At 46.2% G+C, this 23,181-nt stretch carries 19 protein-coding genes and 1 tRNA gene; 6 read left to right on the forward strand and 14 right to left on the reverse strand.

Annotated elements, in window-relative coordinates:
* Positions 1-36: 36 nt before the first annotated feature.
* The 7 genes from hsdR to rpsU all read right to left on the reverse strand — a co-directional run bounded on the left by hsdR (position 37) and on the right by rpsU (position 9,118).
* Positions 37-2,394 carry an EcoAI/FtnUII family type I restriction enzme subunit R gene (hsdR, locus tag AOC29_RS09155; RefSeq protein ID WP_215295691.1) on the reverse strand — a complete coding sequence of 786 codons (2,358 nt, stop codon included), beginning with the start codon at positions 2,392-2,394 and terminating at the stop codon, positions 37-39.
* A 425-nt stretch (positions 2,395-2,819) separates the two neighbouring features.
* On the reverse strand, positions 2,820-3,233 hold the full coding sequence (locus AOC29_RS09160) for a hypothetical protein (protein ID WP_215295692.1): 414 nt from the start codon (positions 3,231-3,233) through the stop codon (positions 2,820-2,822).
* Between the two features lie 83 nt (positions 3,234-3,316).
* A tRNA-Ile gene (locus AOC29_RS09165) sits at positions 3,317-3,393 on the reverse strand.
* Between the two features lie 238 nt (positions 3,394-3,631).
* Positions 3,632-6,112 (reverse strand): RNA polymerase sigma factor RpoD, encoded by a 2,481-nt coding sequence (gene rpoD, locus AOC29_RS09170; RefSeq protein WP_215295693.1) that lies wholly within the window; start codon positions 6,110-6,112, stop codon positions 3,632-3,634.
* Between the two features lie 231 nt (positions 6,113-6,343).
* Positions 6,344-8,311 (reverse strand): DNA primase, encoded by a 1,968-nt coding sequence (gene dnaG / locus AOC29_RS09175; RefSeq protein WP_215295694.1) that lies wholly within the window; start codon positions 8,309-8,311, stop codon positions 6,344-6,346.
* Positions 8,312-8,338: 27 nt separating this feature from the next.
* Complete coding sequence (locus AOC29_RS09180; protein WP_215295695.1) at positions 8,339-8,785, reverse strand: GatB/YqeY domain-containing protein; 447 nt, start codon at positions 8,783-8,785, stop codon at positions 8,339-8,341.
* A 120-nt stretch (positions 8,786-8,905) separates the two neighbouring features.
* A complete protein-coding gene (rpsU, locus tag AOC29_RS09185; RefSeq protein ID WP_011903537.1) occupies positions 8,906-9,118 on the reverse strand; it encodes a 30S ribosomal protein S21 in 213 nt (70 codons plus the stop codon).
* Positions 9,119-9,195: 77 nt separating this feature from the next.
* Between rpsU and tsaD the strand changes: the two genes are divergently transcribed.
* On the forward strand, positions 9,196-10,269 hold the full coding sequence (gene tsaD / locus AOC29_RS09190; protein WP_215295696.1) for a tRNA (adenosine(37)-N6)-threonylcarbamoyltransferase complex transferase subunit TsaD: 1,074 nt from the start codon (positions 9,196-9,198) through the stop codon (positions 10,267-10,269).
* A gap of 6 nt (positions 10,270-10,275) precedes the next feature.
* Here tsaD and folE2 read toward each other — a convergent pair whose 3' ends face one another.
* From folE2 to xseB, 4 genes are read right to left on the reverse strand one after another with little or no spacing between them, the layout of a single operon-like run.
* Positions 10,276-11,112 carry a GTP cyclohydrolase FolE2 gene (gene folE2, locus AOC29_RS09195; RefSeq protein ID WP_215295697.1) on the reverse strand — a complete coding sequence of 279 codons (837 nt, stop codon included), beginning with the start codon at positions 11,110-11,112 and terminating at the stop codon, positions 10,276-10,278.
* A 25-nt stretch (positions 11,113-11,137) separates the two neighbouring features.
* Entirely contained in the window at positions 11,138-13,039 is a 1,902-nt protein-coding gene (dxs, locus tag AOC29_RS09200; protein ID WP_215295698.1) for a 1-deoxy-D-xylulose-5-phosphate synthase, read from the reverse strand.
* A 15-nt stretch (positions 13,040-13,054) separates the two neighbouring features.
* Complete coding sequence (locus AOC29_RS09205) at positions 13,055-13,957, reverse strand: polyprenyl synthetase family protein (protein WP_215295699.1); 903 nt, start codon at positions 13,955-13,957, stop codon at positions 13,055-13,057.
* Positions 13,958-14,191, reverse strand: a complete 234-nt coding sequence (gene xseB, locus AOC29_RS09210; protein ID WP_215295700.1) for an exodeoxyribonuclease VII small subunit — start codon at positions 14,189-14,191, stop codon at positions 13,958-13,960.
* Between the two features lie 161 nt (positions 14,192-14,352).
* Here xseB and AOC29_RS09215 point away from each other — a divergent pair, with 161 nt between their 5' ends.
* Positions 14,353-15,459 carry an SRPBCC family protein gene (locus AOC29_RS09215; protein WP_215295701.1) on the forward strand — a complete coding sequence of 369 codons (1,107 nt, stop codon included), beginning with the start codon at positions 14,353-14,355 and terminating at the stop codon, positions 15,457-15,459.
* Positions 15,460-15,511: 52 nt separating this feature from the next.
* Positions 15,512-16,342 carry a sulfurtransferase gene (locus AOC29_RS09220; protein ID WP_215295702.1) on the forward strand — a complete coding sequence of 277 codons (831 nt, stop codon included), beginning with the start codon at positions 15,512-15,514 and terminating at the stop codon, positions 16,340-16,342.
* A 15-nt stretch (positions 16,343-16,357) separates the two neighbouring features.
* On the opposite strand, the gene AOC29_RS09225 is transcribed toward AOC29_RS09220, so the two are convergent.
* The 3 genes from AOC29_RS09225 to polA all read right to left on the reverse strand — a co-directional run bounded on the left by AOC29_RS09225 (position 16,358) and on the right by polA (position 20,892).
* Positions 16,358-17,131 (reverse strand): ZIP family metal transporter, encoded by a 774-nt coding sequence (locus AOC29_RS09225; protein ID WP_215295703.1) that lies wholly within the window; start codon positions 17,129-17,131, stop codon positions 16,358-16,360.
* 6 nt (positions 17,132-17,137) lie between these two features.
* On the reverse strand, positions 17,138-17,998 hold the full coding sequence (locus AOC29_RS09230; RefSeq protein WP_251369983.1) for a dienelactone hydrolase family protein: 861 nt from the start codon (positions 17,996-17,998) through the stop codon (positions 17,138-17,140).
* A gap of 68 nt (positions 17,999-18,066) precedes the next feature.
* On the reverse strand, positions 18,067-20,892 hold the full coding sequence (gene polA / locus AOC29_RS09235; RefSeq protein ID WP_215295705.1) for a DNA polymerase I: 2,826 nt from the start codon (positions 20,890-20,892) through the stop codon (positions 18,067-18,069).
* 82 nt (positions 20,893-20,974) lie between these two features.
* On the opposite strand from polA, the gene AOC29_RS09240 reads away from it, so the two are divergent.
* From AOC29_RS09240 to AOC29_RS09250, 3 genes are read left to right on the forward strand one after another with little or no spacing between them, the layout of a single operon-like run.
* On the forward strand, positions 20,975-21,388 hold the full coding sequence (locus tag AOC29_RS09240; protein ID WP_215295706.1) for a hypothetical protein: 414 nt from the start codon (positions 20,975-20,977) through the stop codon (positions 21,386-21,388).
* Between the two features lie 26 nt (positions 21,389-21,414).
* Complete coding sequence (locus tag AOC29_RS09245) at positions 21,415-22,392, forward strand: homoserine kinase (protein ID WP_215295707.1); 978 nt, start codon at positions 21,415-21,417, stop codon at positions 22,390-22,392.
* Positions 22,389-23,162, forward strand: coding sequence for a BPSS1780 family membrane protein (locus tag AOC29_RS09250; protein ID WP_215295708.1), 774 nt, complete (start codon positions 22,389-22,391; stop codon positions 23,160-23,162). Before AOC29_RS09245 ends, AOC29_RS09250 begins: the two co-directional genes overlap by 4 nt.
* Positions 23,163-23,181 lie beyond the last annotated feature (19 nt).

Genomic DNA, 23,181 nt, shown 5'->3' on the forward strand with positions numbered 1-23,181 from the left:
TGGTAAAGCCTATCTATTGGGGTGATGCTATGAATTTTAGGCGTAGAGCTGGTTTTCTAGCTCATGCAAAGCAGCTATATAGCCAGGCTTACCGCCAAAAGCTGATACCAGCTCACTTGCTGTGCCCATTTTACTGAATGGATCTAAAGTCAGAATCTTAATATCGTCAATATTTTCGATTCCAGTATCTGCATATTTTTCTAGCAGCGCCTCGAGAACTTTACGAGCTTGATCGCCATACTTGGTAAAGTAATTGCGTTTCTTCACTTGATCAGCACGCTCTCTTCGAGTCAGTGCTGGTTGATCGAATGCCACATGACATATCAGATCAAATGCATCGCAGTCTTTATTGACTTCCTGTGCCAATGCCTCAAGCAGCACACCATGCTCTTCGAGTTCTTTAATCACTGCAGCCTTACGTTCGGCAGAAGTCCATCTTTTTAAGAATTCATCTAATGTTGAGTAGTCCTTACGTACCGCCTTGCGGGTGTAGTCTTTCAATGATTCAGTAATTAACTTACCTTCGGGCCCGTAGTATTGGACCCGCTCTGCTACCACCTGAACCTCTACATCACCAATATAGTATTTGGCACGCTTACCTTCTGGACTCGGCGGAAATCCTTCTCCGCCAGTATCGCCGCCGGTACCACCATCCGACCCGCCCGTGCCGCCATCCTCACCCGGTTCATCAGGCGGCGTTGGAGGATCATTGGGTCCAGGGTTATATATAACAATTGGGGGTCCATCAAAACCTTCATCAGCAAAAAGCTCGGTGGCTTTTTTAAAGTCCATGATAGTGAACCAATACTTACCGTAATCCTCATTAATTCTTGTACCACGGCCAATCATCTGCTTAAACTCAGTCATCGACTTAATATGCTGGTCAAGCACCACTAGCTTACAGGTCTGAGCATCTACACCTGTGGTCATTAATTTTGAAGTGGTGGCAATTACTGGATAACGTTCTTCAGGATTAATGAAGTTATCAAGCTCTGCTTTACCCTCTTGCTCATCTCCGGTAATACGCATGACATACTTGCGATTTTCTTTGACGCGATCTGGGTTTAAATTAACTAAAGCCTGGCGCATGCGTTCCGCATGATCAATATCGTCGCAAAATACGATAGTCTTAGCATATGGATCGGTAGCCTCCAAAAACTCAGTTATCTTCTTAGCTACCAACTCCGTACGTTTTTCCAATACGAGCGTGCGATCCATATCACTCTGGTTATAGATGCGGTCTTCTATTACCTGTCCACGCTTATCGACTTGCCCACTACTTGGTCTCCACCCTTGCAAGTCTTTGTCTATATCAATTCGAATTACTTTATATGGCGCAAGGAATCCATCTTCAATGCCTTGTTTTAAAGTGTAGCTGTAAACAGGATCGCCAAAATAAGTAATGCTGGAAACATCCTTGGTTTCTTTTGGTGTAGCAGTTAAACCAATGTGTGTTGCTGATGAAAAATACTCCAAGATCTCACGCCACGCAGAATCTTCAGCCGCGCTACCCCGATGGCACTCATCAATCACAATTAAGTCAAAAAAGTCTGGTGAAAACTGCTTGTAGATATTCTTCTCTTCATCATTGCCCGTAACCGCCTGATAAAGGGAGAGATAAATCTCATAACTTTTATCAATCTGCCGCTTACTAATTTTGGTCATTGCAGCGCCAAAAGGCTTGAAGTCATTATTTTTTGTTTGATCTACCAAGATATTGCGATCAGCCAAAAATAGAATGCGTTTCTTGGTACCAGATTTCCAAAGGCGCCAAATAATCTGAAATGCTGTGTAGGTTTTTCCAGTGCCAGTAGCCATCACCAATAAAATGCGATTTGCGCCACTAGCCACTGCTTCAATCGCCCTATTTACAGCATTAACCTGATAGTACCTTGGGGCACGTCCGGTACCATCATCGTAATAAGGCATTTCTACGGTATTTTTGGCTTCAGGTGTATTAACACCTTTCCATCCACAGTAGCGCCGCCACAAATCCTCTGGCGATGGAAATGATTCTAAAGAAAGTTCTTGCTCAACCTTATCAGCTAGACCTGTTCGATCATGCATCAAGAAGGCATCGCCATTGGAGCTAAAAACGAATGGCACATCAAGCGTTTCAGCATAATCAAGCGCTTGCTGCATTCCAGCGCCTACGCTTAAATTATTTTCCTTGGCTTCAATGACTGCAATTGGAATATTAGATTTGTAATACAACACATAATCCGCACGCTTTTGCTTGCCTCTAGTATGCAGCTTCCCACGGACAATAATCCGTCCTTTAGTAAAGCTTAACTCTTCCCGAATTTGAGAATGCAAATCCCAACCGGCAGAAACTATGGCCGGGGTTATGAACTTTGTACATATATCGCGTTCACTAAGGGACTTCTTGCTCATTTATATCTTTTAATATTAAGGGTGTGTATAGATAATATAAGAATTATCCTGAAATTTTTGTAGATTTGGAGCGATTAACTGATGAAGACTTATATAAAAATACTGGGGCTATTGCCTCTTTTAGGATTAATCCTGGAATCAGCCTTCGCTCAAGCCATTTATGACGCTAACGGTCAATATAAGGGCTATAGTCAAACTAGCCCAAGCGGAGTAACCAATATTTACAACTCCCAAGGCCAAAACGTCCAATCATTTCAAACCGATAATGGACAAACTAACTTTTATAGTCCACAAGGCCAATATCAAGGTTCCAGCACTACCCCAATTCAAACTACCCCAAATACAACAATTAACACTCCGCGCCAAGCACCCCAGGTACCCACTGTTAAGGGATGGTGATGAGTAAGCGTCACTTAAAGTAACGGTCATTGATGAATATTCATCTCATCGAGAAAATATCTTCCTAACTCTTGATTAAGTTGGCGAACCCAATCTACAACTTCTCTCCCTTTGAGATATAAATCAGTAAAGCGGGCATCGTTATATTCCTTCTGATAATGAAATACCCCGTTACGATACCGCTTGAGCAGCCCAAGATTATCTGATTTAAGTAATGTGTTTATTGCATCATCTTTTAGTCCGAGCTCAATCCAACCTTCTGCAACCGCATATATAGTTCCATACCAATACCCCATATACATAAATGCATCCATACCATTGCTACCATCTTTTGTTACAGATGTCATAAGCGTTGAATCAAAGTGATCACGCATTTTATTTGCCCAAATGTAATAGCGGTGCAAGGATAGTAGCTTTTCTTTTTTGGATACTGTAATCATGGATATCATCCTATCATTTGCACAACTGTTACTTAAAGTAACGCTCAAAAAAATACCAACCCGAAGGTTGGTATTTTCATTTCTGGTGGGCCCACCAGGACTTGAACCTGGGACCAAAGGATTATGAGTCCTCTGCTCTAACCAACTGAGCTATAGGCCCGTTAATCTTTACATGCAGTTTTTACACTTCTTAACTACCTAAAACCACACTAAAACCGCATTTACTACACACCTCGGTTTTTGCTCCGGTGTGTAAGCGGTGTGTAGTGAATTTATACCGCCTAATTCACCACTAACCTCTTGAATCTATTGAGGTCTTAGCTACAAGACCACTAGGGCTTCTTTCTTATGAGTCCTCTGCTCTAACCAACTGAGCTATAGGCCCGTTAATCCTTCGATCAATCTTCCTCGAGGAAAGTCTTGAGTTTATCGCTGCGGCTTGGGTGACGCATTTTTCTCAAGGCCTTTGCTTCGATCTGACGAATACGCTCACGGGTTACGTCAAACTGTTTACCTACTTCTTCGAGCGTGTGATCTGTACTCATCTCAACACCAAAGCGCATACGCAATACTTTTGCTTCGCGTGGTGTCAGTGAATCAAGAACATCTTTCACTACATCGCGCATCGAGTCATGCAATGCTGCTTCAGCTGGAGCCAAGGTGTTGCCATCTTCAATGAAGTCACCCAAATGAGAATCTTCGTCGTCTCCGATCGGAGTTTCCATAGAGATTGGCTCTTTTGCAATCTTCATGATCTTACGAATCTTATCTTCTGGGATTTCCATCTTCAGTGCCAAGGTTGCAGCATCTGGCTCATGACCAGTTTCTTGCAAGATTTGACGGCTGATACGGTTCATCTTATTGATGGTCTCAATCATATGAACTGGAATACGGATCGTACGCGCTTGATCAGCAATAGAGCGAGTAATCGCCTGACGAATCCACCAAGTTGCATAAGTGGAGAACTTATAACCACGACGGTATTCAAACTTATCTACTGCTTTCATCAAACCAATGTTGCCTTCTTGAATCAAATCAAGAAACTGCAAACCACGGTTGGTGTATTTCTTAGCAATCGAGATCACCAAGCGTAAGTTGGCTACGGTCATCTCACGTTTTGCTTCACGCGCACGCTTCTCGCCCGCAATCATTTGCTTGTTCACTTCTTTTAATTCAGGAAGTGGGATAACCACATTCTTCTGAATATCAATCAACTTCTGTTGAAGTTCCTGAATCGCTGGTACGTTCCGTTGTAAGAGAGCGCTATAGGGCTTGTTCTCTTTGAGTAACTTGTCAGTCCAAGTGAGATTCATCGACATCTTAGGGAAATCTTTTAATACTTCACCACGATTAACGCCAACTTTATCTACCAACAAGTTAACGATGCCACGCTCTAGTTTCCACACTTGATCTACTTGTGAGCGCATCGTGTCACATAACTTCTCAACACTCTTCGCAGTTAAACGGAAACCCAGTAACTCTGCACGAATTGCATCTTGTGCCTTGATATAGGCCGGGCAGTTATAACCATCTTTATCAAAAGCACGACGCATCTTGTCAGCTTGCGTGCGAACAATTGCAAACTTCTCTAAGGAAATTTGCTTTAACTCTTCAAGCTGTTTAGCGTTCGCAGTTGCAGCGCCACCGCCACCACCTTCGTCTTCACCTTCCTCTTCACCTTCTTCAGCATCAGGATCAATCTCTGGCTCTTCTGGTCCAAGCTTGATGTCTTCCGCATTAGGATCTACCAAGCCATCAACGAACTGATCGATTTCCATTTCGCCGGAAGCAATCTTATCCACGTTGCTCAGAATCTCTGCAATCGTGACAGGGCAAGCAGCTAAAGCCATCACCATGTCTTTGAGGCCGGCCTCAATCTTCTTGGCAATGACGATCTCGCCTTCGCGAGTCAACAAATCTACTGTACCCATCTCACGCATATACATACGGACTGGATCAGTGGTACGACCGAACTCTGAATCTACTGTAGAGAGCGCTGCTTCAGCTTCTTCTTCAGCTTCTTCTTCAGACGCTGCAGCAGCAGTGTTATCAGACAGAATTAAGGTTTCAGCATCAGGCGCTTGTTCGTAAACAGTAATACCAATGTCGTTCAACAAACTGATCAAGGTTTCTAATGCATCAGCATCAGACAACTCATCAGACATCACGTCATTCATCTCGCCATGGGTTAAGTAACCCTTGGACATACCCATCTTGATCAAAGTCTTCAAGCGCGCACGACGTAATTCTTGTTGCTCTTCAGTACCTAACTGTTGTGCTGCGAATTCTTTTAAGAGGGCTTTTTCTTTCGCTTTACGCTCACGGGCTTTTTGCCGATCCGTTAATACTGGTTCAGCGCCATCTGCAGGAGTCTCAGCTTTAGCTTTACGGCCGCGCTTTTTTTCTTCATCAACGACTGGAGCAGCAAGCTCGGCTCCTTTTGCTTTTTTACCTTTTAACTCTTCTACTTTTGGTGCTGGTGCAGCCTTGCCTTTTTTAGCCGGCTCTACCTTTGCAACCTTAGCTGGTGCTTTCGCAGCAACCTTGACCGATTTGGCTGGAACTTTTACAGGTGCTTTCTTGGCGGCTGGCTTTGCAGCGGCTTTCACTGGTGCTTTAGCTGCTTTCACAGGAGTCTTCACTTTTACAGCTGGCTTAGCAGGTGCTTTCTTGGCAGCTGGCTTGGCAGCAGCCTTTACTGGTTTAGCAGTGGCCTTCTTAGCCGCTGGCTTGGCAGCAGCCTTTATTGGTTTAGCAGGGACCTTCTTAGCAACCGGTTTTGTGGTCGCCTTTTTGGCTGCTGGTTTTGCAAGCGCTTTTACTGGCTTAGCCGGAGCTTTTGCTGTTTTAACTGGTTTTTTGGTCTTGGTATTAGGCATTTATTAGCACTTACTCACATTACTGTTATTGATCTCGACTGATAAAACACAGCCCCTTAACTCACTTACTCACTTACCCCAAATTTCTTCAAAATAAAGCGCAAGTGGCTGAATTAATTCGTTTTTTTCTTGGGAACAGAGGATTATAGTCGATTGCGACTTTTTTAACCCCTGATTACCTAAAAATATGGGGTATTTTTCAGGTATTTCTAGGGGTGTTTCAGTAAATTCTTAGGAGAATTTCAGCTTTTCACCCAATTCACGATATCGGGCTTTATCTTGGTCGCTGGCGGTCTCACCAGCGATTTTTTGGGCAATGTCGGTCATTTCTTGTTTGAGGTGAATCAGCTCTAGTTTCTTAAAGGCCCCGTCTAAATCGGCAGCTGCCCCCTCAAGCTCCAAGTCAGAATCCATGACACGCTTTCTGAGTACTTCATACATTGAGGCAAGCTCACTACGAGAGAGTTGATCTTGAAACATTGCAAATGCCCCGGCGCCTACTGTGTCAGGTTTTCCGTTTTCCCCTGGAATCAATTCCACTTGATCACATTGAGATAAAAGATCTTTCATTAATGCGAGTGCATTGGCTGATCGTTGCTCAGCAGCTTTGAGTGCGAGCGCACGCTGATTGCTATCGAGCGCTTTACCTAAATGCGGAAACTGAATTAACACACGTAACATCTGCTCGGCTAAATCGGTTGGCGCTTTTGGTGGCTCAATATTCTGTGTCGCCACTCGCTTTGCAGAGCCTTTAGAGGCTTGCCATGGAGCGCCTTGTCGATTGCCGGTATTAGAGTAATTGCTTTGATTGTTTTGATAATGGGTTTGCTTTGCCTGAGCAGGCTGATAGCTTGTCTGTCGAACAGGCACTACCGTTAATCCGCAAAAAGCTTCTAACTCAGTAGGAGTGGTGTTAGTTCGAATGGCGAGCTCACGCAAAATTTGGGTACGCAACGCAATCGGTGGCATGGATAGTAGCAAAGGCTTGGCCGCATGATGCGTATGGGCTCTACCTTCCGGAGTTGTTAGATCGTGATCTTCGCTCGCAATCTTAAAGAAGAAGCTGGAGATCGACATTGCCTCTTTGATGACTTTTTCAAAAGCAGGTGCGCCATAAGCACGAACATAACTATCAGGGTCGTGCTCAGTTGGTAAGAATAGGAAACGAATTTCTTTATCGTCAGACATGAGAGGTAGACAGGCTTCAAGAGCGCGCTGGGCTGCACGTTGACCAGCAGAGTCGCCATCAAATGAAAAAACAACTTTGTCAGTTTGACGCAATAACATGCGTACATGGTTTGCAGTACACGCCGTACCCAGCGTGGCCACTGCATTAGGGAAACCCAATTGCGCCAGTGCTACAACATCCATATAACCTTCACACACCAAGACATATTCTTGCGCACGAATCGCTTGTCTTGCCTCAAATAAACCGTAAAGCGTATTGCCTTTAGAAAAGAGTGGTGTCTCTGGAGAATTTAAATATTTAGGCTCACCTTGATCTAAGATACGACCACCAAAGCCAATCGTTTGACCTTTGGGATTCCGAATCGGAAACATCACACGATCCCGAAAGCGATCGTAGCGCTTGACTGCTGGCTTAGTCATAGGGGAGCCTTCAGCCTGTTCCCCTTGAATCAGTAAGCCGCCTTCCACTAAAGTCTTGACTACTTCATCGTTGGCGTAGGAGCCAAAGACAGCTTCAAGACCTTGCCAACCATCAGGGGCATAGCCAAGTGAATATCGTTTAGCAATCTCACCAGTCAGGCCGCGCCCTTTTAAATACTCTACTGCGCGAGTACTACCCTTAAGTTGTTGGCGATACCAATCAGCTGCAGAACTCATCACCTCGCTAAGTGCCATCGCCTGCTGTTGTCTTGCAACATCATTCGCTGTGCGCTCTTCACGTGGTACATCTAAACCTGCAGAACGCGCGAGCTCTTCAATGGCATCGACATATCCAAGACCAGAATATTCCATCAGAAAACTGATGGCAGATCCATGGGCACCGCAACCAAAGCAGTGATAGAACTGTTTGGTTGGTGATACAGAAAATGAGGGGGACTTCTCTGAATGAAAGGGGCACAAGCCTTGGTAGTTTGCGCCTGCTTTTTTTAACTTTACGTGCTGCCCAACCACATCAACGATGTCGACCCGATTTAAAAGATCGGCAATGAAGGATTGTGGAATGAGCGCCATAAGGCTAAGAGTATGGAGCGAGTTCTCTTATTTTGCGAGTGCGGCCTTTACTAAGCCAGATACCTTGCCCATATCTGCTTTGCCAGCCAATTGACCTTTGAGTGCGCCAATGACTTTACCCATATCCTGTAGACCAGCAGCGCCTGTAGAGGCAACCGCGGCTGCTACTGCAGCAGCAACTTCAGCATCGGACATTTGGGCAGGCAAGTAAGCCTGCAGAATGACCATCTCAGCAGATTCCACTGCGACCAAATCGTCACGCTGTGCTTTTTCAAATTGAGAGATCGAGTCTTTGCGCTGCTTGATCATTTTTTCAATTGTCGCAATGATGGCTGCGTCATCGAGCACAATGCGATCATCTACTTCGCGTTGTTTGATAGCAGCTAACAAAAGTCGAATGGTGCCAAGACGTGCAGTCTCTTTAGCGCGCATCGCGTTTTTCATATCTTCGGTAATTTGATCTTTCAAACTCATTTGATTCTTTCTGATGTTGAATGTATCCAGTTTTAGTTGGCTATTTAAAAAGCAAAAACCCGCTGCGTTTCACCGTCAGCGGGTTTCAAAGCTTCTCGGTGAAGAGAGCTTTAAATTCTATTAGTAAAGCTTCTTCGGCAACATTTGGCTGCGAATACGCTTGTAATGGCGTTTAGCAGCGGCAGCCTTTTTACGCTTACGCTCAGCCGTTGGCTTCTCGTAAAACTCGCGGGCACGCAAGTCTGTCAAAAGACCATTTTTTTCAATGGTGCGCTTGAAACGGCGCAATGCCACTTCAAATGGTTCGTTTTCGCGGAGGCGGACTGTAGTCATACTTATTTAACTCGTATATGCTCGATAAATATCGAAAAATTAACTGAATTGCGATTCTAGCACGACCAAACCAAAAAATGATTGTTTTAGGAATAGAAACTTCTTGTGATGAAACCGGGGTGGCTTTATACAACACCACCCCCTGGGAAGAGGGCAAACCTGCATTCCAAGGCATTCTGGGGCAGGGTTTGCACTCTCAGATCGCCATGCACCGAGATTACGGGGGCGTTGTCCCAGAGTTAGCCTCTCGAGACCATATTCGCCGGGTTTTACCCCTTTTAGACCAATCTTTGACCCAATCTGGCCTGAAATTAGCCGACATTGATGCGGTTGCTTTCACTCAAGGTCCGGGTCTAGCAGGCGCCCTACTGGTTGGCAGTGCCTTCGCCAAATCCCTCGCCCAAGGCCTCCATTTGCCCTCGATCGGGATTCATCACCTCGAAGGACACCTACTTTCGCCACTTTTGGGCCAAACTGCACCCCAATTTCCCTTTATCGCTCTCCTAGTTTCTGGTGGACATACCCAACTCATGAAAGTCTCTGGCATTGGCCAATACGAACTTTTAGGTGAAACCTTAGACGATGCCGCGGGTGAAGCTTTTGATAAAACTGCCAAATTATTAGGTCTTGATTACCCCGGTGGTGCAGCTATTTCTAAACTCGCAGAACAGGGTCGCGTCGGAATATTTGATTTACCAAAACCGATGCTGCACTCTGGTGACTTGGATTTCTCATTCTCGGGATTGAAAACTGCAGTTCTGAATCAAGTCAAAAAGTTTGAAGAGAAAAAAGTATCTGATCCTACTAAGGTTGCACAATTTCATGCGGATCTTGCGAGAAGCTTTGTCGATGCCATCGTTGCGGTCTTAGTCAGTAAATCTGAAAAAGCACTGAAACAAACTGGCTGTCAGAATTTAGTACTTGCTGGCGGTGTTGGTGCCAACTTGCAATTGCGTGGCGCTTTAAATGAGAAGGCTACACGTCAAGGTTTTGAGGTGCACTACCCACCACTAGAGTTGTGTACCGATAACGGCGTGATGATTGCTTTTGCTGGTGCACTACGCATGCTTGCCAAAAATAATGGCTCCACAACTTCTGGAGCCTTTGATATCAAACCCCGTTGGGATTTGCAAAGCAATAATTTGGTTTAGCTTGCTTTACTTCTTATGACTGATACGAGCAAATGCACTGTGATTGTGGATGGACTCAAAGTTCTCAGCCTCAACTACAAAAGACTGGATACGCTGATCTGCCTTAAGATTGCCAGCTACATCACGCACTAAGTCTTCAACGAATTTAGGATTACTGTAGGAATGCTCAGTCACCCACTTCTCGTCAGGGCGCTTAAGTAAACCCCAGAGTTCACTAGATGCCTCGCTCTCGGCAGCGGCAACTAAATCTTCTACAGTCATCTGTGTTTTGGAATCCAATGTCACCGTCATCGTGACATGTGAGCGCTGATTGTGCGCACCAAACTCCGAGATCTCTTTTGAGCAAGGGCATAAACTCATCACAGGTACTTGTGCGCGTAGAACTAATTCAATATCGGTACCACTAGCTGTAGGTTGCGTATTTTGTTTGGCAGTGGCCATCCAAGTGACTTCGTAATCCATCAAGCTTTCGACACCAGAAACGGGCGCTGCTTTTTTAACGAAGTGGGTGTAAGTAAATTGCACATGGCCTTCTTTAGCATCTAACAAAGGCAACATCTCTTTTACGAGTGCGACAACCGTAGTGCTATCGACTGCCGCATCTTGCTTTTGCAAGAGCGCCATGAAACGAGACATGTGCGTGCCCTTGACATGCGCAGGTAATGCCACATCCATCTCAAAAGTACCAACCGATGGAAAGTTGCCAGTCTTGCTGCGAATCATCAGTGGATGACGTACACCCCGAATACCGACTTGCTCAATGGGCAACGCGCGCACATCCAAAGTGGATTGCACATCAGGCATTGCACTAGCTTTCAGAAAGGCGGGGTTCATGTCATTCATGACTCTATTTTCAAGCAAAACGGGCTTATTTGCCTGAAATTGCTGAATTTGCCATTAATACCGCAGGAAAACGCTTTTTAATAGAGTTTGTAATACCCTCAACATCCAAGCCACACTTAGTCATGAGCAGCTGATAGTCGCCATGTTCAATAAATTCATCAGGAAGACCTAACTGCAATAGGGGCTTGTTAATCCCGAGTGAGGAGAGCGCCTCCAAGCAAGCGCCGCCAGCGCCGCCAGCAATGGCGCCATCTTCAATGGTGACTAGATAATCATGATCGGCCGCTAATGATTTGATGAGATCAATATCGAGTGGCTTTACAAAACGCATATTGGCAACAGTCGCATCGAAACCTTCAGCTGCTTCTAATGCGGCATACAACAAAGTGCCAAATGCCAAGATCGCCACACGCTGTCCAGCGGGTGCGTTCGATTTACGACGAATCTCACCCTTACCCAAAGGCAAAGTACGCAGCTCTGTTGAAGGAATAGTGCCAACACCTGAACCACGCGGGTAACGCACGGCACTAGGGTGAGCTTGATGATATGCAGTCGTCAATAAATCGCGGCACTCTGCTTCGTCTGCTGGCGTCATCACCAACATATTTGGAATACAACGCAAGAATGGAATGTCATACGCACCGGCATGTGTTGCGCCATCAGCACCCACTAAACCTGCGCGATCGAGTGCAAATAAGACTGGCAAATCTTGCAGAGCAACGTCATGAATCAATTGATCGTAGGCGCGTTGCAAGAAAGTGGAATAGATCGCCACCACTGGCTTCATGCCTTCGCAGGCCATACCTGCTGCAAAAGTCACTGCATGTTGTTCAGCAATACCAACGTCGTAATAGCGTTTAGGAAAAGTCTTTTCAAATTCAACCAGACCAGAGCCTTCCCGCATGGCTGGTGTAATGCCAATCAACAAAGGATCAGCATGGGCCATATCGCAAAGCCATTCACCAAACACTTGAGTGAATGTTTTCTTGCTAGCAGCAGCTTTCTTGACGCCCTCTTTAGGATTAAATTTGCTTGGCCCGTGATATAGCACTGGATCAGCCTCAGCCAACTCATAGCCCTGACCTTTTTTAGTCACCACGTGCAAGAACTGTGGGCCATTTCCCTCGAGCGCTAGGCGGCGTACGTTCTGCAACATGGGAATCAAAGCATCTAAGTCATGACCATCAATCGGGCCAAAGTAGTTAAAGCCAAATTCTTGGAAGATGGTTGATGGTGAGACCATGCCCTTGGCATGATCTTCCAGGCGTTTAGCAAACTCGCGCAGTGGGGGTGCGATCGATAGCACGCTATCAATTCCTTTTTTGGTTGCTGAGTAAATATTGCCACTGAGCAATCTGGCAAGGTGACGATTAAGCGCACCCACTGCTGGTGAGATCGACATATCGTTGTCATTTAAAATCACCACAAGGGGCAAATCGTCATACACACCCGCATTATTCATTGCTTCAAAAGCCATGCCGCCCGTCATCGCACTATCACCCATCACAGCAACTGCAACTTGGCGTTCACCCTTGGTTTGAAAAGCACGTGCCATACCCATTGCTGCAGAAATACTAGTCGATGAGTGGCCAGTACCAAAAGCATCAAACTCGCTTTCAGCACGCTGAGGAAATCCTGACAATCCTTTGAATTGACGCAGAGTACTCATGCGCTCTCGACGACCAGTCAAAATTTTGTGCGGATAGCTTTGATGACCTACGTCCCAAACGATGCGATCGCGCGGCGTATCAAATACGTAATGCAAGGCAATCGATAACTCTACTGTGCCCAAGTTAGAAGACAAGTGTCCACCAGTTTTGGAAACGGATTCCAAAACAAATTGGCGTAACTCATCGGCAAGAGCAGGCAGCTCTTCGCGAGAAAGTGTTTTTAAATCGTCAGGAGAATTAACGGAATGCAAAGTCATCGAATCTAGTTTGTCTCATTTGCCTCTATTGACAACCAATAGGGCTAAATCTTTTAAGGCCTGCGCTTGATCACCAAAACCATCCAAACTACTGATGGCGGTTTCTTGCAATTCTTTCGCCTGTTTCTGTGCATAGTCTAAACCCATCAAGGTCACATAGGTTGGCTTGTCATTGGCTGCATCTTTACCAGCAGTTTTTCCAAGAGTTTGACTATCAGCCGTAGCATCCAGCACATCATCCACAATTTGGAAAGCCAAACCCAGGGCTTTTGAGTATTTTTGGAGTTGGGCCAATTGATTTGCATTGAGATCGGCAGCAATGCCACCGAGTTCTACCGCACAAGAAAGCAAAGCACCGGTTTTCATGGCATGCATTTGTTGTAAACCTGCCAGATCTAATTTCTTACCAACGCTCTCTAAGTCAATAGCTTGACCACCCGCCATACCGCGCGAACCAGAGGCTGCAGCTAAGACACTGATCATGCGTAAACGATTATTCATATCGCACTGGGCGGTAGCCAGAATTTCAAATGCGCGGGTTTGCAAAGCATCGCCCACTAACAATGCAGTTGCTTCATCAAAGGCTTTGTGTACTGTTGGTCTACCGCGGCGCAAGTCATCATCATCCATGCAAGGCAAGTCATCGTGCACTAATGAATATGCATGAATACATTCGATCGCTACTGCTGCAGCATCTAATGCCGCATTCTTTTCCTGGGAAAATTGATCACCCAGTTCACCTGCCGCATAAACCAATAGAGGACGAATCCGTTTGCCGCCACCTTGTGCTGCATAACGCATGGCTTCATGTAAACGCTGAGGCGTTACCTGCGCAGAATCAAGCAAACGATCTAAGGCAGATTCAGTGCGTTCAGAGTGAGCGGCAATCCACGCCTGAAATTGAAAAGGAGTACCCAATTAAGCCTCGAACACTCTCACTTGCTGTTCGACTTGCGCAAGAACCCCTTGGCAATGTTTCAGCAAAGCTGCGCCCCGTTGATAGGCCAATAAAGTCTCTTCTAGAGAAAATTTGCCAGACTCCATGTCAAAAATGAGCTTTTCAAGCTCTTTTACAGCTTGCTCATAGCGCAGATCTGGGTCGATTTGGATCTCAAGACCTGGTTTTTGACTCTCTGATTTCTTGGCTGGCATAAGCGGGTTCCTTCATATTTCCGATACGGATTGCCCTCCATATTAAAGCGAGATGCCCCTCAGATGGGTATAATCGACCCCTTCCTTTCCAATATCGATCCGTCGATGGTTGGATTGGTTATTCCGCTTAGCTTCGGCTGACGTTTTCGGGGGTGGGGAGAATGACTAATCTGGCTACCGCGCAGAAGCTTGCGCCGTCCAATCTACAACTGCCGGTTTCGGCATATTTCGATGCTGATTTGTATCAGCAAGAAATTGAACTGCTTTTTAAGCAGGGTCCTGGCTATGTTGGCCATGAACTCATGGTGCCTGAAGTGGGCTCCTATCAAACTTTAAGCGCAGAAAATGAAGGTCGCATCCTCGTTCGCAATAACGAGAGTGTTGAACTGCTTTCCAATGTTTGCCGGCATCGCCAAGCACTGATGCTCAATGGCAAAGGTAAAACTGAAAATATTGTTTGCCCCCTGCATCGTTGGACGTACGACTTAGGTGGCAATTTACTGGGTGCACCGCACTTTGAAGATAAGCCTTGTTTAAATCTTGGCAAGTCCCCTTTGCAAAATTGGCAAGGCCTATTGTTTGAAGGTCCCCGCGATGTGCGCGCTGATCTTGCCAAACTCGGTGTGGCAGACGATCTCCAATTTGATGGCTATCTGCTCGACCATGTTGAAGTACACGATTGCAATTACAACTGGAAAACTTTCATCGAGGTATATCTCGAGGATTACCACGTGGTGCCGTTTCATCCAGGCTTAGGCAAGTTTGTTTCATGCGAAGACTTGCATTGGGAATTTGGTGATTGGCATAGCGTACAAACTGTGGGCATTCATAAAGATCTCCAAATCCCGGGATCGCCAACCTACCGTCATTGGCACGAAGCCGTGCTGCGCCAATTTGACGGCAAAGCACCACGCCATGGGGCGATCTGGCTGACCTACTACCCTAATGTGATGGTGGAGTGGTACCCAGGTGTTCTGTGCGTTTCTACATTGCATCCGATGGGTGTCAACAAGACTCGAAATATCGTTGAGTTTTACTACCCAGAAGAAATTGCCTTATTCGAGCGTGAATTTGTGGAGGCCGAACGTGCCGCTTACATGGAGACCTGCATCGAGGATGATGAAATCGCAGAGCGCATGGATCAAGGAAGAGCAGCACTACTTGCTCGTGGCATTAATGAGGTTGGTCCTTATCAAAGCCCGATGGAAGATGGCATGCAACATTTTCATGAATGGTACCGTCGCGCTATGAATTTTCAAGGTGCATAATCTAAATTAGTAGCTTTCCTCCTTTCCTCGCTACCTCAATATAGGAAACATCATGACTCCTCTAATTACCGCAAACCAGTTAGAAGAAATCATCAATAGTGGTGAAGATGTTTTGCTCTGCGACTGCCGCTTTGATTTAACCGATCCAGAGTCAGGCAAGAAAGCGTATGAAGAGAGCCATATTCCTGGTGCGATTTACGTCGATCTTGATCGCGATATGTCAGGCAATAAAACAGGCAGCAATGGCAGACACCCTTTGCCAAGTCCTGAGGCATGGGCACAAACTAAAACCCGTTTAGGCATGACTCCCAATACTCTCGTAGTTGCTTATGACAAACAGGGCTCGGTCTATGCCAGCCGCTTGTGGTGGATGCTCAAAGCTACTGGCCATGCGAAGGTTCAAGTCTTAGATGGCGGTCTTGATGCCTGGAATGGCCCTATGGGCACAGTGCCACGCAAACCTAACCCTGCACCGCAAGCCATTGAGCCAAGAACCTATGTTGGGCTTGCCTTAGTAGATGAAGTGGTAGCCAACTTACAAACCAAGAAACTTACGGTCATTGATGCGCGAGCTAACGATCGCTTCCATGGTCAAAACGAAACTTTAGACCCAATTGCTGGACATATCCCTGGCGCAATCAATCATTTCTTCAAAGGCAATTTATCTGCGACTGCATTTAAACCCGCAGAGCAACTCTTTAAAGATTTTGTTGAATTACTAGGCCCTGTCAAACCTGCTGAAGTTATTCACCAATGTGGCTCAGGCGTTACTGCATGTCACAACCTTCTGGCGATGGAAGTCGCTGGTCTCAAAGGCTCTCGCTTATATGCGGGCAGCTGGAGTGAATGGTGTGCTGACCCTAGCAGACCAGTCGAAACTTAAAAACAAACTTTTGAATTAGTGCAGGAGCGAGAGTAGGATCACAAATCCTACGCCGCAGGCAATCAACACTGTTTGACGCAGTGACTCAGCCCAGTGTGGGCGACGGTGCATTTGCGGAATTAAATCACTCACCGCAATGTAAATAAAACTGCTTGAAGCAATCACGAGCAAATACGGCATCGCTGCATGCGCTTTCTCTAAAAAGAAGTAGGCCAATACCCCGCCCACTACAGCTGACAGACCACAGATGAAGTTGTAGAGCAAGGCGCGAGTGCGCGAGAAACCTGCATTGAGAAGCACAATGAAGTCACCAATCTCTTGTGGAATCTCGTGAGCAATGATGGCGATCGCCGTAAAGATACCCACTTGATAGTCGGCCATAAAAGCAGCGGCAATCAAAATGCCGTCCACAAAGTTATGAATACCATCACCTACCAAAATCATCCAACCACTGCGCCCTGCATTCTCCGCATCATGACCGTCATGATGGTGATGACCATCACCTTCGTGATGATGGTCATGGCGCAACAAGGCAATTTTTTCTAGCAAGAAAAATCCTAATAATCCCGCCAACAAAGTCGCAAATAAGTACTGGGGGTTAGTACCCTGCATATTGAATGCTTCGGGTAACGAGTGCAAGAGCGCTGTGGCCAGCAGAATACCAACCGACAAGCTGACCATGTTATTGACCATCTTCGACAGCAGCGCGATTGAAAAACTGGCGGCGACCAAAACGCTAGCAGTACCTGCTAATGCTGTCACCAAAAGAATACTTTGAAGAACCGTCATCGAGAGTTACGCTACACCCATTTTCTTAAACCAAGCAAGACATTTCTCCCAACCATCTTTAGCAGGGCCTTCGCGATAGGTTGCGCGATAGTCAGCATGGAAGGCATGAGGGGTATCGGGATATACCTCAATCAGAGAGGCTTTTGCCGCAGGATTTTTCGGTGCTGCTTGCGCAAGTGCTGCACGCATTTGCTCAACACTCTCCAAAGAGATGCCAGTATCAGCGCCACCATACAGGCCTAGTACTGGGGCTTTTAAATCTGCAGCTAAATCGACTGGATGACGTGGGCTATTTTCAGTTTTTTCACCAATCACTCTTCCATACCAAGCCACACCTGCCTTGACTTGCGGCAGAGTTGCAGATAGCCAAGTGATGCGCCCACCCCAGCAAAAACCAGTTACACCGACTCGCTTCAGATCACCACCATTTTTGCCAGCCCATACCAAGGCAGCCTGCAAATCATTTAAGACTTGAGCATCGGGTGTCTTGGCCACAATGTTTGCCTGAATTTCAGCAATGGTGCCGTAAGTATTAGGATCTCCTGCGCGCGTAAAAAACTCAGGGGCAATCGCGAGATATCCAAGCTTTGCAAAACGACGTGTGACGTCAGCGATGTATTCATGAACACCAAAAATTTCACTCACTACGATGATGATCGGCAAATTACCTTTTGCATTTTCTGGACGAGAAACATAAGCAGGTAGCTGGAAGTTACCGATAGGAATCATTTGCTCGCCTGCTTTGAGACCCTTAAAGTCGGTCTCAATGGCGGCCGCCATCACAGGATCAGAGGCAACTACAAAGCCAACACCCAGTGTAGTGACAGCACCACGTAATGCGGTAGCGCCGGCGACCGAGGTTTTCATAAAATTTCTTCTACTATTCAGTGTCTTATTGCTCATCGTGTTTATCTCCTAGCTATTTACTAACGCTACTAATGCGCCTCTTCCCAATTATCGCCAATCCCAATACTAACGACCAATGGCACCTTCAATTGAGCCACATTGCACATCAAATCCGGTAACTTTTCCTGCAACAGATCGATTTCATTCAAGGGAACGTCAAATACCAACTCATCATGCACCTGTAATAGCAGCTTCGTCTTAAGTTGTTGCTTTTCAAGCCAGTCTTCCACGGCAATCATGGCAAGCTTAATCAGGTCGGCAGCCGTTCCTTGCATCGGTGCATTAATCGCAGCACGCTCAGCACCCTGACGACGCGGACCATTGGAGCCTTTAATTTCCGGCAACCAGAGGCGTCTACCAAAAACAGTTTCTACATAACCATTTTCTCGAGCCTCTAGGCGAGTACGCTCCATATATTGCGCCACCCCAGGATAACGATCAAAGTACTTTGCAATATAGTTTTGCGCTGCTGAACGCTCAATCCCCAGATTGCCTGCTAAACCAAAAGCGCTCATGCCATAGATCAGGCCAAAGTTAATGACCTTGGCATAACGACGTTGCTCTGAATTGACATCATCTTGCGGGATACCAAAAATTTCTGCGGCAGTGGCTTGGTGTACATCTTTGCCATCACGAAAGGCTGCCAAGAGATTTTCGTCTTCCGCAATATGTGCCATGATGCGCAGCTCAATTTGAGAATAGTCGGCTGATAACAATTTGCAGCCCTCAGCCGCTATAAAGGCTTCGCGTATGCGACGACCCTCTTCTGTGCGCACCGGAATGTTTTGCAAGTTTGGATCACTCGATGCCAAACGCCCGGTGACTGCGGTTGCTTGCGAAAAGTTGGTGTGGACGCGCCCTGTTTTAGGGTCAGCCATGCGCGGTAGCTTTTCAATATAGGTCGACATTAGCTTGGCTAAGCTACGATAGTCCAAGATACGCGCCGGTAATGGATAGTCCTCCGCCAATTTCTGCAAAACTTCCTCGTCGGTTGACGGTGCGCCTGATGGCGTCTTCTTAATCACTGGCAGTTCCAGTTGTACAAAGAGGATTTCAGCAATTTGCTTGGGTGATTGAATATTGAATGGCTGCCCCGCCAGTTGATGAATCTCACCCTCCAGTTCCAAAAGGCGCTTGCCAACTTGCTGACCCTGTTTACCCAATAAAGCAGAATCGATTCGTATGCCATTACGCTCCATGATTCCCAGAACCCGCATGGCAGGCATCTCGATCTTTTCATACACATAGAGCAGGCCTGGGCTTTCCTGAATCTGTGGCCAAAGCTCGTGGTGCAGGCGCAAGGTAATGTCCGCATCCTCTGCCGCATAGTCAGTAGCAATCTTCAAATCGACCTGGTCAAAGCCAATTTGATGAACCCCTTTGCCACACACCTCTTCATAGCGGATCGTTTTCATCCCTAAGTGGCGTTCAGCCAAGCTATCCATATTGTGCGGAAGGTGTGACTCCAGCACATACGACTCGAGCAGAGTATCAAATGCAATGCCGCCTAAAGTAATCCCATAGTTTGCAAAAATATGCGCGTCATACTTTAAGTTTTGCCCCACCTTGAAATGACTTGCACTCTCTAGCCAAGGTTTTAATTTAGCAAGCACAGCATCTCGATTAAGTTGTACTTCACCATTACGATGCGCAACTGGAATGTAACAAGCTTCACCTGGCTTTACTGATAAAGAAATCCCAACCAACTCTGCAGCCAATGCATCTAGGCTGGTTGTTTCTGTATCAACCGCAGTCAGTTGCGCGCTTGCAATTTTTTTTAACCACTTCTCTAAAGCAAGGTCATCAGTGACACACTCGTAGTGACGCTCAATTGCATCCTGAAGATCTGTCGTGTCTTGCGAGAGTGCTTTAGTGGGGGCAGTGGCAATAACTCGTGATTTTTTAGAGTCATTTTCTGCGCTGGTATTGGTGATGGGCGTACCCACCAAATCAAAGGCAGCGGGCTCAGAACTATCATTTCCTGGGCTGGTGAGCTGCTTTTCAACATCTCGCAACCAAGTCTTAAAGGCATAGCGTTCGAATAGCTCTCGAAGCAAAGCAGCATCTTCTGACTTCGCATGCAAATCATCTAAGCCTGGCAAATGAGGAGATAAATCACAATCCGTTTTGACGGTGATGAGTTGTCGTGCTTGTGGCAACCACTCTAAAGAAGCGCGAAGATTTTCACCCACTACACCTTTGACTTGATCGGCGTTGATCATCAAATTATCGAGATTGCCAAACTCTGCCAACCATTTGTTCGCAGTTTTGGGGCCTGCTTTAGGAACGCCTGGCACGTTATCCACTGCATCGCCAATGATGGATAAGTAGTCGACGATGAGTTCAGGAGGTACACCAAACTTTTCCTTTACCCCTTCGATGTCCAGCTTTTCATTGGTCATCGTGTTAATAAGTGTGACAGAGGGATTGACTAACTGGGCTAGATCTTTATCACCAGTAGAGATAATCGTTTCCCAACCTGCTTGGGTTGCTTGGCAAGCTAAAGTACCGATCACATCATCCGCCTCAACGCCTGACACCATCAATACCGGCCAACCTAAAGCTTTGACCATTGCATGAATCGGTTCAATTTGCTTCACCAAATCCTCGGGCATGGGAGAGCGATGGGCTTTGTACTCGGCATACATTTCATCTCGGAACGTCTTGCCCTTGGCGTCAAAGACGCAAGCGATATGGTCAGCCTTGAGCTCAGATCTAGCCCGGCGCATCATATTGACCATGCCATAGATGGCGCCAGTAGGCTCCCCAGCCCCGTTTCTGAGGTCTGGCATGGCATGAAAGGCGCGATACAGGTAGCTAGAACCGTCTACCAACAAGAGTCTATGTTTAGTCATACCGCAATCGTACAATCTAGTTATGAATTGCCTACAGGTCTGGTTAAAGAACCACCCGAGAGTAGGCCAAAAAAGGTGAAAAATGATGCATGCTCTAACAAACTTAATTAGCCATAACTACAGTCAAAGCCCTGCTTTAATCAGCTTTTTGCTAGCTTTTAGCCTATTTGGAGCAGGATCGGCATTGGCTCAGAATACCAGCCAAGCCCTCAGCCAATCTGAGCTCAACCGAATCAACAACCAGCCGCTTGCTCCTGCGGTGAGTCCAGGGGGAGTCTTGGGTAGCCCAGAAAGTCGCAAACCCAGTTTTCAGCACAAAGAGTCTACTGGTACTGAAATCATTGAGTACAAAGACGCTAACAGCCCAACTCAAGTGCAAGTGAAAACCAAATACACCACTTATGAGATGTCACCACCCGACTCTGTTATGCCTGGACCCCCATCTGGTGAAGGCGGCCTCTTAAGCGTACCTAGCATTAGCATTCCCATTAAGTAAAGAATTGAAAGCATAGTTACTGCTTTATGGCTGTATTCACACCTATTGAATTGAGTGAGATCTCCCCTTGGATTTCTCAACATTTCAATATTGGTGAAGCCGCCGATATTCGCGGCATTCATGGTGGGATTGAAAATTCCAATTTCTTTTTAGATACGATCCAAAATGGTAAGACGCAAGAATACGTTCTCACTATTTTTGAAAGATTGTCCGCCGAGCAACTCCCCTACTACTTAGAGTTAATGCGCCACTTGGCAAACAAGGGCATCCCAGTACCCAAGCCAATTGAAAATCATCAGGGAGAAATTCTTTTCTCTCTAAAAGGTAAGCCTGCAGCCATCGTCAGTAAATTACCGGGCATATCTAGACTACAACCCGCAGCAAAACACTGCGCCCTGGTTGGCGAGATGTTAGCCAAGATGCATTTAGCTGGCAAAGATTTTCCTCAGTCACAAGAAAATCTGCGGAGCCTTGGCTGGTGGCAACAAACCATTCCTTTAGTGTTGCCGCATGTCAATTCATCCCAAAAAGATTTGCTGACAAATGAACTTGCTACGCAAGAAGCATTTTTTGCTTCCAGCAACTACGATGCACTTCCACAAGGTGCCAGCCATTGCGATCTCTTTAGAGATAACGTGCTCTTCGATCCCAATAGCAGCAACGATCCTCACGAGGATCAACTCGGTGGTTTCTTTGATTTTTATTTCGCAGGTACCGATAAGTGGTTGTTTGATCTTGCTGTGACCGTAAATGATTGGTGTCTAGCTGACAATAAACAAGATCTTGACCTGGCGCGCTGTGATGCCCTGCTGCAAGCCTATCAAGCTATACGCCCCCTCACCAAAGAAGAGCATGCTAGCTGGCCCCTCATGATGCGCGCTGCGGCACTGCGTTTCTGGGTCTCTCGCCTCTGGGATTTTTATTTACCGCGCAATGCGCAGATGCTCACCCCTCACGACCCAAGTCACTTTGAACACATTCTTCTCAGCCGTCGCTCCTTATGAAACTAAACACTGTCGCCCCAAAAGAGGGTTATACCTGGATCAGACAAGGGATTTGGCTTTTTAAGCAAAATCCTTTGGGCTTTTTGATGCTGGTCTTTATGTATGTCTTCGCCGCACAACTCGCCGTCATCATCCCGGTGATTGGGGTGTTTGCAGTATTGCTGTTAACGCCTACTTTGTCAGTTGGTTTTATGACAGCCTGTCGCCAAGCAATTCAAAAGGAGCGTATTCGTCCTACTGTGTATTTGGTAGCACTTCAATCGGGCGAACTGATTCGTAAACGGATACTGCAGTTGGGATTAATTTATGCGGCTCTGATCTTATTACTCAGCTTTGTCTTAAGTCTCTTAGTCGATTTTGAAATGCTCATACCTCTCTTGACGAGTGACACCATCATTACACCTGAAGCACTTCGTCAAATCTATTTAGTACTTTTGTTTGGCGCTATCTTGTATATCCCTGTAGCCATGTTGATGTGGTTTTCCCCTGTCTTAGTAGCTTGGGCAGATATGTCGGTTTCTCAAGCGCTTTTTTCTAGTTGGCTTGCCTGTTGGACAAATAAAGCAGCTTTCTTTTTCTACCTCTCCATTTGGAGTGTCGTGTTGATTGCCATTCCTTTGACGATTGGCATGCTGTTTGATGCCTTAGATTTTGGTCAAGCAGCATCCTTCCTTGTCGCCCCCATTTCTATGGCGGGCCTAACACTCATGCACTGCTCTTTCTATGCCACCTGGAAAGCGTGCTTCACTGAAGATGAAGTCATTCTGTAGGTTTTATAAACTTCGTTTT

Source organism: Polynucleobacter sp. JS-JIR-5-A7, assembly GCF_018687935.1.
Taxonomy (GTDB): Bacteria; Pseudomonadota; Gammaproteobacteria; order Burkholderiales; family Burkholderiaceae; genus Polynucleobacter.